General features: G+C 66.3%; 15 protein-coding genes. 6 read left to right on the top strand and 9 right to left on the bottom strand.

What is annotated here, in order from left to right:
- The first annotated feature begins 47 nt into the window (after positions 1 to 47).
- The gene (locus LDB29_RS16235) at positions 48 to 1,970 is read left to right on the top strand and encodes a S9 family peptidase (RefSeq protein ID WP_193666814.1); all 1,923 of its coding nucleotides are present in this window, start codon (positions 48 to 50) and stop codon (positions 1,968 to 1,970) included.
- 157 nt (positions 1,971 to 2,127) lie between these two features.
- Positions 2,128 to 2,808: a DUF2490 domain-containing protein gene (locus LDB29_RS16240; RefSeq protein WP_025548287.1), complete on the top strand. Its 681-nt coding sequence runs from the start codon at positions 2,128 to 2,130 to the stop codon at positions 2,806 to 2,808.
- Positions 2,809 to 3,113: 305 nt separating this feature from the next.
- Here LDB29_RS16240 and LDB29_RS16245 read toward each other — a convergent pair whose 3' ends face one another.
- From LDB29_RS16245 to LDB29_RS16255, 3 genes are all read right to left on the bottom strand, one after another.
- Entirely contained in the window at positions 3,114 to 4,976 is a 1,863-nt protein-coding gene (locus tag LDB29_RS16245; RefSeq protein ID WP_193666677.1) for a ferrous iron transporter B, read from the bottom strand.
- Positions 4,973 to 5,230, bottom strand: coding sequence for a FeoA family protein (locus tag LDB29_RS16250; RefSeq protein ID WP_025548285.1), 258 nt, complete (start codon positions 5,228 to 5,230; stop codon positions 4,973 to 4,975). Before LDB29_RS16250 ends, LDB29_RS16245 begins: the two co-directional genes overlap by 4 nt.
- An 88-nt stretch (positions 5,231 to 5,318) precedes the next feature.
- A complete protein-coding gene (locus LDB29_RS16255) occupies positions 5,319 to 5,984 on the bottom strand; it encodes a COQ9 family protein (protein ID WP_025548284.1) in 666 nt (221 codons plus the stop codon).
- A 187-nt stretch (positions 5,985 to 6,171) separates the two neighbouring features.
- Between LDB29_RS16255 and LDB29_RS16260 the strand changes: the two genes are divergently transcribed.
- Positions 6,172 to 7,254 (top strand): alkene reductase, encoded by a 1,083-nt coding sequence (locus tag LDB29_RS16260; RefSeq protein ID WP_025548282.1) that lies wholly within the window; start codon positions 6,172 to 6,174, stop codon positions 7,252 to 7,254.
- Positions 7,255 to 7,423: 169 nt separating this feature from the next.
- On the opposite strand, the gene ribH is transcribed toward LDB29_RS16260, so the two are convergent.
- From ribH to LDB29_RS16290, 6 genes are all read right to left on the bottom strand, one after another.
- Positions 7,424 to 7,846, bottom strand: coding sequence for a 6,7-dimethyl-8-ribityllumazine synthase (gene ribH, locus LDB29_RS16265; protein ID WP_025548280.1), 423 nt, complete (start codon positions 7,844 to 7,846; stop codon positions 7,424 to 7,426).
- 12 nt (positions 7,847 to 7,858) lie between these two features.
- The gene (gene ribB, locus LDB29_RS16270; protein ID WP_257554804.1) at positions 7,859 to 9,142 is read right to left on the bottom strand and encodes a 3,4-dihydroxy-2-butanone-4-phosphate synthase; all 1,284 of its coding nucleotides are present in this window, start codon (positions 9,140 to 9,142) and stop codon (positions 7,859 to 7,861) included.
- Positions 9,143 to 9,212: 70 nt separating this feature from the next.
- Complete coding sequence (locus LDB29_RS16275; protein ID WP_025548278.1) at positions 9,213 to 9,827, bottom strand: riboflavin synthase; 615 nt, start codon at positions 9,825 to 9,827, stop codon at positions 9,213 to 9,215.
- Positions 9,828 to 9,889: 62 nt separating this feature from the next.
- Entirely contained in the window at positions 9,890 to 10,879 is a 990-nt protein-coding gene (ribD, locus tag LDB29_RS16280) for a bifunctional diaminohydroxyphosphoribosylaminopyrimidine deaminase/5-amino-6-(5-phosphoribosylamino)uracil reductase RibD (protein ID WP_257557046.1), read from the bottom strand.
- A gap of 20 nt (positions 10,880 to 10,899) precedes the next feature.
- Entirely contained in the window at positions 10,900 to 11,427 is a 528-nt protein-coding gene (locus LDB29_RS16285; RefSeq protein ID WP_025548277.1) for a hypothetical protein, read from the bottom strand.
- A 26-nt stretch (positions 11,428 to 11,453) separates the two neighbouring features.
- Complete coding sequence (locus LDB29_RS16290; RefSeq protein ID WP_025548275.1) at positions 11,454 to 12,146, bottom strand: energy transducer TonB; 693 nt, start codon at positions 12,144 to 12,146, stop codon at positions 11,454 to 11,456.
- 422 nt (positions 12,147 to 12,568) lie between these two features.
- Here LDB29_RS16290 and ssb point away from each other — a divergent pair, with 422 nt between their 5' ends.
- The 3 genes from ssb (at position 12,569) to LDB29_RS16305 (ending at position 15,183) form a co-directional block, all read left to right on the top strand.
- Entirely contained in the window at positions 12,569 to 13,141 is a 573-nt protein-coding gene (gene ssb / locus LDB29_RS16295; RefSeq protein WP_025548273.1) for a single-stranded DNA-binding protein, read from the top strand.
- A gap of 222 nt (positions 13,142 to 13,363) precedes the next feature.
- The gene (locus LDB29_RS16300) at positions 13,364 to 14,653 is read left to right on the top strand and encodes an RsmB/NOP family class I SAM-dependent RNA methyltransferase (protein WP_025548272.1); all 1,290 of its coding nucleotides are present in this window, start codon (positions 13,364 to 13,366) and stop codon (positions 14,651 to 14,653) included.
- A 44-nt stretch (positions 14,654 to 14,697) separates the two neighbouring features.
- Positions 14,698 to 15,183, top strand: coding sequence for a hypothetical protein (locus tag LDB29_RS16305; RefSeq protein WP_025548271.1), 486 nt, complete (start codon positions 14,698 to 14,700; stop codon positions 15,181 to 15,183).
- The last annotated feature ends 56 nt before the right edge of the window (positions 15,184 to 15,239 follow it).

Genomic DNA, 15,239 nt, shown 5'->3' on the forward strand with positions numbered 1-15,239 from the left:
ATTATATTATGGGGGTAAGATTGAGGGGGCTTTCTGTCGTCGCGGGCATGGCGCTCGCGCAGCTTTGCGTGTCGGCCAGTGCGCAAAGGGCGCCTGTACCGCGCAAGGAATGGCCGATCGAGGCCTTTGCCGAACTGCCGATGATGGTGGAACCGCAACTCTCGCCCGATGGGATGCGCCTCGCCGCCAGGGTGTCGCGCAATGGCGAACTGCTGCTGATGATCGCCTCCATCATCGAAGAGCCCAACCGTATCCGCACCCTGCAACTGGGGGAAAACGATCTCAACTGGTGGCGTTGGGTCAATGACGACTGGCTGATCGCGGGCATAGGCAGCGAAACCAACGTCCAGGGCATGCCTTGGTCGATCAGCCGCGTCGTCAGCATCAAGCGCGACGGGTCGAAGATCAACCTGCTGGCCAAGAATGTGGCGGCGCAGAATGGCGATGACGTCATCTGGGTCGCCCGCGATGGCACGCCGCGCATCCTGCTCGCCTATCAATCGTCCATCTTCGGCAGTGAACTCGGCTTCTGGCCGCAGGTGGACGAGGTGGATGTCGCCACCGGCAAGATGCGCCCGGTGGTGCAGTCGCGCCAGAATGTCATGTCCTGGTATGCCGATGCGACCGGCACGGTGCGCATGGGTGTGGGCTATGACGATGCCACGCGCATGTCGAAGCTGCTCTATCGCGTCGACGGCCGGTCCGGTTTCCGCACGATCGACCGGGCGAATCGCCGCCGCGACGAATCCATGGTCGTGCCGCTGCTGTTCACGGCCGATCCGGGCAAGGCGATTGCCAGCGATGATCATGAGGGTACTGACGCGCTGTACGAATATGACCTGACAAGGCTGGAACTGGGCAAGAAGATTTTCGCCGCGCCCGGCTTCGACATAGACGGGATCGAACGCGACACCGCCGGCACCGGCCTCGCCGGGGTGCGCTATACCGCCGAAGGACCGGGGGTGCACTGGTTCGACGAGGGGTTGGCGAAGATCCAGGCCGACATCGACAAGGCGGTGGGCGCCCATCGCCGCGCCCGGATCGTGTCCACCAGCCGGGATCATCAGCGCATGATCGTTCATGTCGGCAGCGCGGACCAGCCGGGCACCTATTATTATTACGACACCGCCGCCGGCGCGATGAGCATCCTGTCGAAGATCAGCGAAAATTTCGGGCCCGGCGTCCATCTCTCCCCGGTCAGGACGATCCGTTACAAGGCGCGCGACGGGCTGGAGATCGCGGCGGTGCTGACCGTGCCGGCGGGCAAGGACCCCAAGGGTCTGCCGTTGATCCTGATGCCGCATGGCGGCCCCTTCGCACGGGACAGCGAGGAATGGGACTGGTGGGTGCAGTTCCTGGCCTATCGCGGCTATGCGGTGCTGCAGCCCAATTATCGCGGCTCCTCCGGCTATGGCACCGCCTTTGCGGACAAGGGCGAGGGGCAGTGGGGCCTTGCCATGCAGGACGACCTCAACGACGCGGTCGACTGGGCGGTGAAGGAAGGGATTGCCGATGCGAAGCGCGTCTGCATCGTCGGCGCCTCCTATGGCGGCTATGCGGCGATGCGCGGCGCACAGCGCGACGGCGCGCGCTATCGCTGCGCGGTCTCCTATGCCGGCGTGTCGGACCTCTCGGCCATGATGCGCTATGACCGCCGCTTCCTCAATCATGGTTCGCGCAAGGACTGGATGAAGGAGCAGGCGCCCGATTTCGCCGCCGTTTCTCCGATCAATTTCGCCGCGCAATTCTCAACGCCGATCCTGCTGATGCATGGCAGGAAGGACCGGCGGGTGCAGGTGAACCAGTCGCGCGAAATGGCGGAGAAGCTGAAGGCGGCGGGCAAGGTCGCCGGACGCGACTATATCTATGTCGAACAGCCTTTGGCCGACCATTTCTTTTCCCGCCAGGCCGATCGGCTGGAATTCCTCCAACGGCTCGACGCCTTTTTGAAGGACCATAATCCAGCCTGAAACCGGGCCCGCGACGTCGAACCGCGCGCTATAGCGGGCCGAACGGTTCGGCGTCGGGCGAGATTGTCATAAATTAGAAATGAGATAGTCACATGAATGTAACGCATCGGTCATAGTTCGCCCGCGTCCGCCACGATGGCGAGGGGAGATTGACTTCATGCGACTGACCCACAAGCTGCTGCCCGCGCTTGCCCTGCTGGCCGTCCCGACCGTGGCGCATGCCAGCGAGGACGAACAGCTCTGGACCACGGCGAACGCGACGGTGAAGCTGAGCGATCATTGGCGCTTTTCGCAAGAGGTCGTCGCCCGGTTCAGCAACGATCGCGACGGGCTGTACGAGGTCGAGATGAATTCGCTGATCGGCTACAGGATCGGCAAGAAGGTGACGGTCTGGGCGGGCTATACCCATGACCCGCAATATGACGCGAGCCATTTTTCCGTGATGGAGCATCGCGGGCGGCAGCAGGTCACCTTCGACAATATCGTGAAGATCGGGCCCGGCCAGCTCAGCGCGCGCCTCCGGCTGGAGGAGCGCTGGCGCGAGGGGATCGACGGCACCGCCTGGCGGCTGCGTCCCTATGTCAAATATGTGCTGCCGTTCAGGGAAGGCGGCAAGACCGCGCTGCTCCTCAGCCATGAGAGCTTCATCGACTTCAACACCACCAATTTCCAGCGGGTGCAGGGGGAGGAGCGGATGCGCAACCTGATCGCCATCACCACCCCCGTGGCGAAGAATGTGAATGCGGAGATCGGCTATCTGCACCAGCACGGCTTCCGCCCGGACGCCGATGACAGCAATGACAATGTCGCGTCCTTCTCGCTGAACTTTTCCTTCTGATCTGCGGCGCGGGGTGCGATCGAACCGCATCTTCCACGCGGAAAGCCGGAAAAGCCGGGTTGAGGACCGCACCATAGTCTCGAACATTCTCCCTCGTCGCCATCGTGGCTCAAATGGCTCAATATGTCCCCAACAAGACCCTCCCTTCGTGCCTTACCCCATCGGAATCCGGCCACTGACTTCTCAGGAACACGGTGCATTTGACCGTAGCAAATGGCCAGTTATGTACGATCGCACTTCCCCTCGCCTCCAGGGGGAGGGTGGGACTTAGCATCCACTTTCCACCCAATATCAACCTGCGCGCTCTACCCTAGGCCGAGCGCCGTCGCCGTCCAGTAGGTAAGGCCTGCCGCGACATAGGCCAGGATGAACAGATAGCCGATCATGAACAGCGGCCATTTCCAGCCGTTGGTCTCGCGCCGCGTCACCGCGATGGTGGAGATGCATTGGGGCGCGAAGACGAACCAGGCGAGGAAGGCGAGTGCGGTCGGCAGCGGCCAATTGTCCTTCAGCCGGTCGCCCAGGCTGCGTTCCAGCTTCGCCTCATCCTCGTCGGCGTCCAGCGAATAGACAGTGGCGAGCGCGGACACGGCCACTTCGCGCGCCGCCATGGCCGGGATCAGCGCGAGCGAGATGTCGCGGTTGAAGCCGATCGGCGCGAGCACCAGGTTGAGCCCGTTGGCGACACGTCCCGCGACCGAATAGTTGACCTGGCTGATGCCGCTATCTTCCGGCGCCTTGGGGAAGCTCAGCAGCACCCAGAGGATCACCGTCGAGGTGAAGATGATCGTGCCCGCACGCTTGAGGAAGATCACCGCGCGCTGCCAAAGGCCGAGCAATATGTCCTGTGGGCGCGGCCATTGATATTTGGGCATCTCCATCAGGAAGCTGCCGCTCGCGCCCTTGGTGACGGTGCGGCGCAGCACCAGCGCGGCCAGCATCGCGCCGACGATGCCGGAGATGTAGAGGCAGAACAGCACCAGCCCCTGCAAGCCGATGCCGAGCGCCACCGTTCGGGTCGGGATGAAGGCGCCGATGATCACCGCATAGACCGGCAGCCGCGCCGAACAGGTCATCAGCGGCGCGATCAATATGGTGGTCAGCCGGTCCTTCGGGTCCGCGATGGTGCGGGTCGCCATGATCCCCGGCACCGCGCAGGCGAAGGAGGAGAGCAGCGGGATGAAGGCGCGGCCCGACAGCCCCACCTTGGCCATCAGCCCGTCCATCAGGAAGGCGGCGCGGACCATATAGCCGGTCGCCTCCAGCATCAGGATGAAGAAGAAGAGGATCAGGATCTGCGGCAGGAACACGATGACCGATCCAACGCCGTTCAGCACCCCGTCGACCAGGAAGGAACGCAGCAGCCCATCGGGCAGCGCGGCCGTCACCGCGTCGCTGGCGCTGGCGACAAAGCCCTCGATCATGGCGATCGGCGCTGCGGACCAGGCATAGACCGCCTGGAACATGATGAAGAGCAGCGCGAGCAGCAGGATCAGCCCCGCCACGGGATGCAGCGCCACCCGGTCGATCGCCGCGGTCAGCCGGCGGGAGGGGGTTTCGCGCACGATGGCCGCGCGGGCAATCCGGCGCGCTTCCCGGCGCAGCCCTTCGAAATCGCGCTGTTCGGCGGAAGCGCGGACCTTGCCTGCGCTGCCGTCGAGCATCGATTGCAGCTCGCCGCGCAGATGATCCAGGCCGCGCTTGCGCACCGCCACGGTGGAGATCACCGGCACGCCCAGTTCACGGGAGAGGATATGGGCGTCCAGTTCCAGCCCGTCGCGGGTGGCGAGATCGACCATGTTGAGCGCCACGATGGTCGGCAGACCAAGCGCGATCAGTTCCAGCGCGAAGCGGAGGTGATTGTCGAGATTGGACGCGTCGACCACCACGACCAGCGCGTCAGGCAGGCGCTCGCCCGCCTGCCTGCCCAATATGACGTCGCGCGTCACCTGTTCGTCGGGACTGGTCGGGTTGAGGCTGTAGGTGCCGGGCAGGTCGACCAGTTCGATCGGGCGGCCGTCCGACAAGGAAAAGCGGCCCGCCTTGCGCTCCACGGTGACGCCGGGATAATTGCCCAGCTTCTGCCGCGCCCCGGTCAGGGCGTTGAACAGGGCGCTCTTGCCGGCATTGGGATTGCCGACCAGCGCGATCAGCGGCAGGTTCGTCACAGGTCGCTGTCCGAGGGGCCGGTGCGGACCGTGATGGCGGCGGCATGGTTGCGGCGCATGGCGATGGTCATGCGGCCGACCTTGCAGGCGATGGGCCCGCGGCCCAGCAACCCGCCATGGTGCAGCGCTTCCACGCTCGCGCCCTCGCACAGGCCGAATTCACGCAGCCTTTGCCCATCGGACGCGGACAGCGCGTTCCAGTCGATCAGGTCCACATAAGCGGGTTGGCGCAGCGGCAGGTCGGTCAGGCGCAAGGGTAAGGCACTCGTCATTTACTTCTGCGAGTGACTATCAATACCGATTGGAAAAGGCCAGCGCGAATCGGTGCGGCGGCGCGGCAGATTATATGGCCGGGTAGCGCAGCCGCCCGATGAAGCGGGCGAAGCTCAGCCGTTCGCCGCCGCCAATGCCCTTCCACTGGGCCTTGGCGCGCTCGAAGCGCATCACGCCTTCGATCCGCCGCGCCAGGAAAGCGCGGGTCTCCGCCCAGTCATCGCTCTCATCATCGACGAAGACCAGCAGGGTCGCGGCATAAACCCCCGCCAGCGTCAGGCGCTTGCTGTAATGATTGAGGTCCGTCGACTCGTCGCCCGCGGCGCGCCACATCACGTCCGCCGCGCGCCAGCCGAGTTTGGCGGCGCGGGCCGCGTTGCGGGGCATGGCCATGACCGCCTGCGCCCGGCGCAGCGCTTCCCGGTCGCGCGCGAGCAGGGTCAGGCGGCTTTCCACCAGCCGCGTTATGCGCTGGCGGATCGACAGGGCCGCCAGCTTCTCAGCCGGCAGCGCCTCCAGCATCCGCGCATCGATGCTTTCGAACCAGGCATCGATCATGTCCATCGCGCCCCCTGGAAAGGCCAGCGCGGCGATGTCGGCATCGATGCCGCACTGCTCCGCCGCCATGGCCACCGCTTCCCGGCGCCAGCCGTCGAAGGCGGCATGGTGGGGCAGGATCGGGGCGAGCGCGGCCCGCACTTCGTCGAGCGTCATGTCTTGATGCGTCGGGGTCATGGCCCGCTATTACGCCCCGCCGCGCAGGCGTACAAGCGCGCGGACGCATTAGCCGAGATGAAGGCGGGGAAAGCAAAACTTGGCGGCATGGCGGCGGCCAGGGTCTTGAAGCGGCTCCCCAGGCATCCTAGCTGGCTTTGGCAGGCAAGTCCCGTTGCAATCTGCAACTTTGAAAAGGGAGTATTTCATGGCGAATCTGTTCGAACCGGTACAGCTCGGGGCGATCCATGCCCCCAATCGCGTGCTGATGGCGCCGCTCACGCGCGGCCGCGCGACCCGCGATCATGTGCCGACGCCGATCATGGCGGACTATTATCGCCAGCGCGCTTCGGCGGGCCTCATCATCAGCGAGGCGACGGGCATTTCGCGGCAGGGGCTGGGATGGCCCTTCGCGCCGGGGCTGTGGTCGGAAGAGCAGGTTGAGGCGTGGCGGCCGGTGACGGAGGCCGTGCATGAGGCAGGCGGCCGGATCGTCGCGCAACTCTGGCATATGGGGCGCGTGGTGCACAGCAGCGTGACTGGCGAGCAGCCGGTCTCGGCCAGCGCCACCGCGGGACCGGGCGACGCGCACACCTATGAGGGCAAGAAGCCCTATGAACAGGCGCGGCCTTTGGCCATAGACGAAATTCCGGGCGTGATCGCGGATTATGTCCGCGCTGCCAAAAACGCCATCGCGGCCGGTTTCGACGGTGTGCAGATCCATGCCGCGAACGGCTATCTGATCGACCAGTTCCTGCGCGACGGCAGCAACCATCGCGACGATATTTATGGCGGTTCGATCGAAAATCGCGTGCGCCTGCTGCGGGAGGTGACGCAGGCGGTGGCCGACGCCATCGGTGCGGACCGCGTGTCGGTGCGGCTGTCCCCCAATGGCGAGACGCAGGGCGTCGACGACAGCAATCCTTCCGCCCTGTTCGCGGCGGCCGCGGACGTGCTGCAGCAGATCGGCATCGCCTTCCTGGAACTGCGGGAGCCGGGGCCGGACGGGTCCTTCGGCCGGACCGACGTGCCGCGCCAGTCGCCGGTCATCCGCCGGCATTTTTCCGGGCCGCTGATCCTGAACAGCGATTACGACCTGGAGCGGGCGCAGCGGGATCTGGACAGCGGCCTGGCCGACGGCGTGAGCTTCGGGCGCGCTTTCCTGGCCAATCCGGACCTGCCCAAGCGCCTGCGGATCAATGCGCCGCTCAATGGCGCGAACATGGCGACCTTCTACAGCCAGGGCGAGGAAGGCTATGTCGACTATCCGGCGCTGGAGGAAGCGGCCTGAATAGAGGTCTGGGGGGCGGGTGGAAAGTGGACACTCCCCCCCTCACGCCTTAGGGGAGGGGGCTGGATCGGCCAGCTTCGGCCTCCCATCCTGGCCCGCCGCAACCCCGAACCGCATAAAGAAAGGGGCCGCCCGGCAGCAGCCCCTTTGCACACCTAAATCCGGCGTCTCAGGCGCTAAATCTCTCCCGCAGCGCCAGCATGGCGATGGCCGCCTTCGCCGCCTCGCCGCCCTTGTCCTTCTCGTCCCGCCTGGCGCGGGTCAGCGCCTGGGCTTCGTTCTCGACCGTCAATATGCCGTTGCCGATCGGGATGCCGTCCATGCTGAGCGCCATCAGGCCGCGCGCGCTTTCGTTCGACACGACTTCGAAATGATAGGTTTCGCCCCGGATCACCACGCCGATGGCGATGAAGCCGTCATAGCGCCCGGTTTCCGCCGCCAGCGCCACCGCGCCGGGAATCTCCAGCGCGCCGGGAACCGTCACCACCTCATATTTATGCCCCTCATCCTCCAGCGCGGCGACCGCGCCCTCGATCAGCAGGTCGTTGAGATGTTCGTAGAAGCGCGCTTCGACGATCAGGAATTTTGCCATGGATAGGTTTCCTTAAAGCTCGATCGACCGTTGCCCAACCACGGCCAGGTCATAGCCGTCAAGCGCGATCAGGCTGTGGTGCGTGTTGCTGAGCAGGATCATGTCATGGACGCCGAGTTCGGCCAGAATCTGCGCCCCCACGCCATAGTCGCGCAATTCGTCCATGCCGGAGTCGGGCTGACCGGCATGATGGCGCAGGCTGCGGCTCATGAAATCGCCCGGCGCCTGGGCGGCGAGGACGACGACGATGCCGGCTCCCTGCCGGGCGATGATCTCCATCGACTTGGCAAGCAGGCCGTTGCGCGGCCCGGTCGATCCATAGACGTCGTCCAGCAGCGAAAGCTGGTGCATGCGGACCAGCGTCGGCTCGTCGGGGGAGACATGGCCCTTCTGCAGCACCAGCTGCTCGGTCTGAGTCGCCTTGTTGTAGAAGCTGATCGCCTTCCAGTCGCCGCCCCACTGGCTGTTGAAGACAGTTTCGGCGCGGCGTTCCACCATATGGTCATGCCGGCGGCGATAGGCGATCAGGTCGCGGATCGTGCCGATCTTCATCCTGTGCTTCTGGGCGAAGGGGATGAGGTCGTCCAGCCGCGCCATGGTGCCGTCGTCCTTCATCACCTCGCAGATGACGCCCGACGGATTGAGCCCGGCCAGACGGGCGACGTCCACCGCCGCCTCGGTATGGCCGGTGCGGACCAGCACGCCGCCATCGTTCGCCACCAGCGGGAAGACATGACCGGGCGTCACGATGTCTTCGGGCCCCTTCGACCCGTCGATCGCGACGGAGATGGTGCGGGCGCGGTCGGCGGCGCTGATGCCGGTGGTCACGCCCTCGCGCGCCTCGATCGACACGGTGAAGGCGGTTTCGTGGCGGGTGCCGTTGTTGCGGCTCATCAGCCCCAGGCCCAGATGGTCGACCCGCTCCTTGCTCAACGCCAGGCAGATGAGGCCGCGGCCATGGGTGGCCATGAAGTTGATCGCGTCCGGCGTCGCCATCTGCGCGGGAATGACCAGGTCGCCCTCATTTTCCCGGTCCTCGTCATCGACCAGGATGAACATGCGGCCGTTGCGGGCCTCATTGATGATCTCCTCGGGAGAGGCGAGCGCGGTGCCGCCCTCCCGCTTGGCGAGATAGCTTTCCAGCTTGCCCAGCGTTTCCGCCGTCGGATTCCAGTCCGCCTCGCCCAGCTTGCGCAGGGAATTGGCATGGAGACCCGCCGCGCGGGCAAGGCCGGATCGCGACATGCCGCCCTCCGTAACCAGCGAACGGACCGTATCGATAAGGGCTGACGACATGCTGAAGACTCCTTCCCACGGCGGGATGGAGCGGCATATCACATCAAGATGTGATTATGGCAAGCAATAATCACATTGAGCGAGAGCGAAGGCTCTGCATCCGGTCGAGATAGCGCGCCAGCACATCGATCTCCAGATTGAAGGCGCGGCCCGGCGTCAGGCTGTCCAGCGTCGTCGCGGCGGCTGTGTGCGGAATGATGTTCAGGCCGAAATGGACGGAGCCATCCGCCTGATCCTCCACCGTGTTGACGGTCAGCGAAATGCCGTCCACGGTGATCGAACCCTTGGCCGCCAGAGCGGGGGCCAGCGCGGCGGGCGCGGCAATGACAAGGCGGGTCGAATCGCCTTCATGCGCGGCGGACACCAAAGTGCCGATGCCGTCGACATGGCCGGTGACGATATGGCCGCCCAACTCATCCCCGACCTTGAGCGCGCGTTCCAGGTTGAGGCGGCCGCCCTGGTCCCACAGGCCCGACGCCGTGCGGGCGACGGTTTCGGCCGACAGGTCGACCGCGAACCAGTCGGCGCCCTTCTCCACCACCGTCAGGCAGGCGCCCGAACAGGCGATGGACGCGCCGATGGCGACCGATTCCATGTCATAGGCGCAGCCGATCGCCAGCCGCAGGTCGCCGCGCTGTTCATGGGTGCGGATGGTGCCGATGTCGGTGATGATGCCGGTGAACATGAGGAGCGCCTTGCTTGTGTTCCGTTGGCCGCGCCCGGAAGGGGCGGGGCTTTCGGGGTGATCTAGGCGTTCCGGCTGCGGAGGTAAACCTCCAGCCGATCATCGCCCAGCCGCCGCTCGTCGTCGAGCCGCCAGCGGCCATGCGCGCCGGCCAGATCGGTCAGGCCGATGTCGCCCACGCCGGCAAGCCCGGCGCCGATCAGGATCGGCGCGCGATAGAGCAGCAGGCGGTCGACCAGATCGGCGCGCAGGAAGGCGGCGGCGGTCTGTGCCCCCCCCTCGACCAGCAGATGGTCGACATGCGGCAGGGTGGCGATGTCTTCCGGCGCGGCAATGCTATCCCACCCTTCAGGCGCGTCGCCATGGCTGAGCAGCACGCGCCGGGGCGAGCGGTCCTCCAGGCCGGCCAGGCGCACATCCAGCCGGGGCGCATCGGTGCGCAGCGTGCCGCTGCCAACCAATATGGCGTCATGCCGTGCCCGTTCCACATGGGCATGGGCACGGGCGTCCGGACCGGTGATCCAGCGGCTGGACCCATCGGCCAGCGCGATCCGGCCGTCGAGCGACAGGCCCAGCTTGAGCGTCACGGCCGGGCGGCCCAATGTCTGGCGCAGCACGAAACCGCGCATCGCGGCGGCGGCTTCCTGCGCCATCAGCCCCATTTCGACCACGATGCCGCGCTTGCGCAGCCAGGCGGCGCCCTGCCCGTCGGTGCGCGGATCGGGATCGCGCAGGGCGATGACGACGCGGCGGACCCCTGCCCGCGCCATCAGATCGGCACAGCGCGGACCGCGCGGGGAAAGGTGGAAACAGGGCTCCAGCGTCACATAGGCGGTGGCGCCGCGGGCGCGGTCCATGGCCTCCTCAAGCGCCTGCGCCTCGGCATGGGGGCGGCCGCCCTTCTGCGTCCAGCCTCGCCCGACCACATGCCCGTCCTTCACGATCAGGCAGCCGACATTGGGATTGGGCGTGGAAAGGCCGCGTCCCCGTTCGGAAAGTGCGATGGCGGCGGCCATGAAGCGCCGATCCTGAGCGGGATCGGCGGGGGGCAGGACGCTTTTGGGTCGGGCGCTCAGGGCTGGGCCGCCCCGCTCTGGGCTGCTACGGGGACGGATTTCTCCGCAGCCTCGGCCTTGGCCAGCCGGGCGTCGAGCTGGGCGTTGATCTGCTTCAATGCTTCCTTGCGGCGGGCGGTGTTGCGGGCCTCGTCCTTCTTCCAGTCGATGCCGAAAATATCGGCCACGCCCTGCATTTCCTTCTGCTTCTTCTCGATCGCCGCCTCCCGCTTGGCGAGGTCGATCTTCTGCTGGAGGATGATCGCCGCGTCGGACCGGCTGGAGTCCCAGCTCTGGACATAGAAGATCTGGTTGCGCGTCGGCATCGTGTTGGTGTTGGCGTCGACGATGAAGGCCCAGATGATGACCCAGGTGACCGCGACGGACAGGCCGAGCAGCGGCCATTTATGAGGCCGGTTCTCACGAAAATAGCTCCACAGGTCGCTCATCGCGCTCTTGGGAGACACCGGACGGGGGAAGATCGCCATCGCGCCGATATAGGGTAAGGCGGGGCCGGATGCAAAAGCGCTGTTGCTGTCCGTCATGATTTCCGGCCCCTTCCTGTTGGATTTCAGACGTCTGCCAGGCGGAAATGGACGGTCAGCACCTTGGTCGAACTGATCGGCACGCCATCCCGAGTCGCCGGGCGGAAGCGCCATTTGCGCAGGGCATGGCGCTGGGTGGCGATCCAGAAGGCCTCGTCCGCCGCCGACAGCCGCTCTATGTCGGTGACGCGCCCGTCGGGGCCGATGGTGACGCGGACCACCACCTTGCCCTCCATCCCCTGCCGGATCATCGCACCGGGATAGTCGGGCTGGAACGCGGCCAGCGCGCGGGGATCGATGGTGGCATCGGCCAGCACCGGTTCGGGCGTCGGCGGGACTATGGGCGGCATGATCGTGCCCGTGCCGGAATCGCCGGCGGCCATGCCATCGTCGGCCTTCGTCGTGAAGCCCGTCGGCGGCGGCGGGACGACGGGCTTGTCCACCACGGTCGGATGGGATTTGGTTCGGGGCAGGGGTTTGGAGTCGTTTTCCGGCTGCTGCTGTTCCGGGGGCGGCGGCGTATCGTCCACCGGATAGGTCAGCAGCGGCGGTGGATCGCGGAAGACATCGACCACTTCCTTGGGCATCAGCAGATAGGCCCCGACCACCAGCGCATGGACGGCGATCGCCCCGCCTATGCCGAAGGAAGATCGGTTGCCGCCGCTATAGCCGGAAACCTGAGCCTGCCCACCTGCTGTCCGCAACGTCATCAGTCGCATATCGCACCCTCCTGTCATGCGATCCTTCCCGGATCGACATGTCATGTTACAACATATTTCCATGATATGTTGCAACATTAATTTTTGACCATTTCCAATGGTGACAGCCCAAGGTGCTGCCTCAAATTGCCCGAGAACGCTCCAGCTTGTAATCATTGGCGGGAGGAGACGAATTGGGTGGATGGCAGACAGACCGCTTTCCCCGGTTCGCCCTGAGCCTGTCGAGCCGAAGGCCGGCAAAGCCAAGGACTTCACTTCTCCTTGAAACTGTGGCGTCGGTCGCACCCCCTGTGGCTGTGCCGGATCGCGGCGTCCCGGCTCGCCTTGCTGTCGGGCGCCTGCTGCTGGGCATCATCGCGCACTGATTTGTGGACCTTCCAAGACAGCCCGCTATAAGGGCCTGCTAACGCTTCGGAGGAAACATGGCGGGTTCGGTCAACAAGGTTATTCTGGTGGGCAATCTGGGCGCGGACCCGGAGGTGAAGAGCTTTCAGAATGGCGGCAAGGTGTGCAACCTGCGGATCGCGACCTCCGAAAGCTGGAAGGACCGCATGTCGGGCGAGCGCAAGGAACGCACCGAATGGCACAGCGTCGCCATCTTCTCCGAGGGGCTGGCGGGCGTGGCGGAACGCTTCCTGCGCAAGGGGTCGAAAGTCTATCTGGAAGGCCAGCTGCGCACCCGCAAATGGCAGGACCAGTCGGGCAATGACCGCTATACCACCGAAGTGGTGCTGCAGGGGCCGGGCGCGGTGCTGACCATGCTGGACGGCGCGCCGGGCGGCGGCGGTCAGGGAGGCGGCTTCGGCGGTGGCGGCCGCTCGCAGGGCGGCGGCGACTGGAGCGGCGGTTCGAGCGGCTTTGGCGGCGGCGATTATGACGATTTCGGCGGCGGCGGCGGCTTTGGCGGCGGTTCCGGCCGCTCTTCCGGCGGCGGACGCGGCGGCGCTGGCGGGCCCAATTTCGACAATGACCTGGACGATGAAGTGCCGTTCTGAGGGCATTTTCCTGAAAGAAGGATCAGCGCCCCGCCCGGAAGGATGGGGCGTTTTTCTTTTGGTGGTCGGGCGGGATGGCGAAGGTCGATGGCCGGCCCGGTGAACCGCGTTGCTGCGCCGGCGTCGGGACGAGCCTGGCGCGCGTGATCCCCGCGACCGGCAAATATGCGCCAGCCGCCAACAAAACTTACTTTCCCCGGCATTTTGCCCTAGGCGCTTCCCATGCCCCGCCCTTCCCGCCCCGAGGACGTCCCCGGCCTCCCCGCCCGCCGCGCAGCGCTTCGCCTGCTCGACGCCGTGCTTCGGCGCGGCGACCCGCTTGAACTCGCGCTGCATGGCGCGGCGCAAGGGCTTGCTCCCGCCGACCGGGCGCTGGTTCACGCCATCGCTGCCGAGACGCTGCGCCACCTGCCCGATCTCGACGCGCTGATCGACAGCGCCACGCGCCAGCCGCTGCCGCATGACGCCAAGGCGCGCATGGTCCTGCGCATCGCCCTTATCCAGGTGCTGGCGCTGGGCACCGCGCCGCACGCCGCCATCGCCACCGCCCTGCCGCTGGTGGATGGCGGTCCGCGCAAGCTGGTGCACGGCGTCTTCGGCACGCTGACCCGCGCCGATCCGGCGCTTCCCTCACCCCCCACCCTGCCGCCGGAGACCGCCAGCCGCTGGGCCGCGCAATGGGGGGACGCCATGCCGCAGGCCGCCGCGCACGCCTATGGCCAGCGTCCGCCGGTCGACATCAGCCTTCGCGATCCCGCCCGGACCGCGCATTGGGCCGAAGCGCTCAACGGCCGGAGCCTTGCCCCTGGGCATGTCCGCCTGCCCGAAGGTGCAGCGATCCCCGACCTGCCCGGCTTCAGCGAAGGCGCCTGGTGGGTGCAGGATCTGGCCGCCTCCACCCCCGCGCGCCTGTTGGGCTTGGGCGAGGGACGCCACGTCCTCGACCTCTGTGCCGCGCCCGGCGGCAAGACGATGCAGCTTGCCGCCGCGGGGTGGCGCGTCACGGCGGTCGACCAGTCGAAGAAGCGCCTTGAACGATTGGGCGAAAATCTGGCGCGTACCGGCCTTTCCGCCGCCATCGTGCAGGGCGACCTGCGCGCATGGGAACCCGATGGGGCAGCCGACGCCATCCTGCTCGACGCGCCCTGCACCGCAACCGGCATCTACCGCCGGCATCCCGACGTGCTGCACCGCATCGGCCCGCGCCAGATCGCGGAGCTGGGCGAACTCCAGACCGAACTGCTGGCTCGCGCTGCGGCATGGCTGAAGCCCGGCGGCACGCTGATCTACGCCACCTGCTCGCTCGAACGGGCCGAGGGCGAGGAGCAGGTCGCCCGCTTCATCGACGCCCGGCCGGATTTCAGCCCGCTGCCCGCGACGCCCGGCGAGCTGCCCGACGGCATCGTGCCGACGGCGCAAGGATGGGTCCGCACACTGCCGGACAGCCTTGCCGCGCAGGGCGGAACCGACGGCTTTTTCGTTGCAAGGCTGATACGATCCACTAAGCCTTAACCAAGCAACCCTATGGTGCGATCCGGCATTCAGAAAGACCTGCCTTGCGCCCGACCGAGCCCCTTCCCCTGAACCATAGCTGGCCGCTCTATGCGTTGCGCGACCATCTTGCGCCGGTGATGCTGGACGACCGGATCGCCCGCGACGATGGGGCGCTGGCGGAGCGCGGCCTGGGCCTGTGGCATTGCGACCTCAGCGACGACAGCCTGAACTGGACGGACGGGGTCTATGACATTTTCGGGCTGGAACGCGGGATGACGATTCCCCGCCCGCTCGCGGTGTCGCTCTACACGCCCGAAAGCCGTGCCGCGATGGAGCAGTTGCGCGCCTATGCGATACGCCACAGGCGCGGCTTCACGGTGGATGTCGACATCCGCCCGGCGGACGGCGGCGAATGCGCCATGCGCCTGATCGCCGCGCCCATCATCCAGCGAAATCAGGTGGTTGCGCTGCATGGCGTCAAGCAGTTCCTGCCCAGGGGTTCCAGGCCGTCGACCGGCCTTGATCCCACGCTGTTCATCCTGTCCTGACAGGCCGGCCGAGTCCGCACGCCGACGCCTGTCGCCAAAAGCCTGTGGATAGCGTT

The organism is Sphingobium sp. CFD-2 (assembly GCF_024611135.1).
In the GTDB taxonomy this organism is placed as follows: Bacteria; Pseudomonadota; Alphaproteobacteria; order Sphingomonadales; family Sphingomonadaceae; genus Sphingobium; species Sphingobium fuliginis.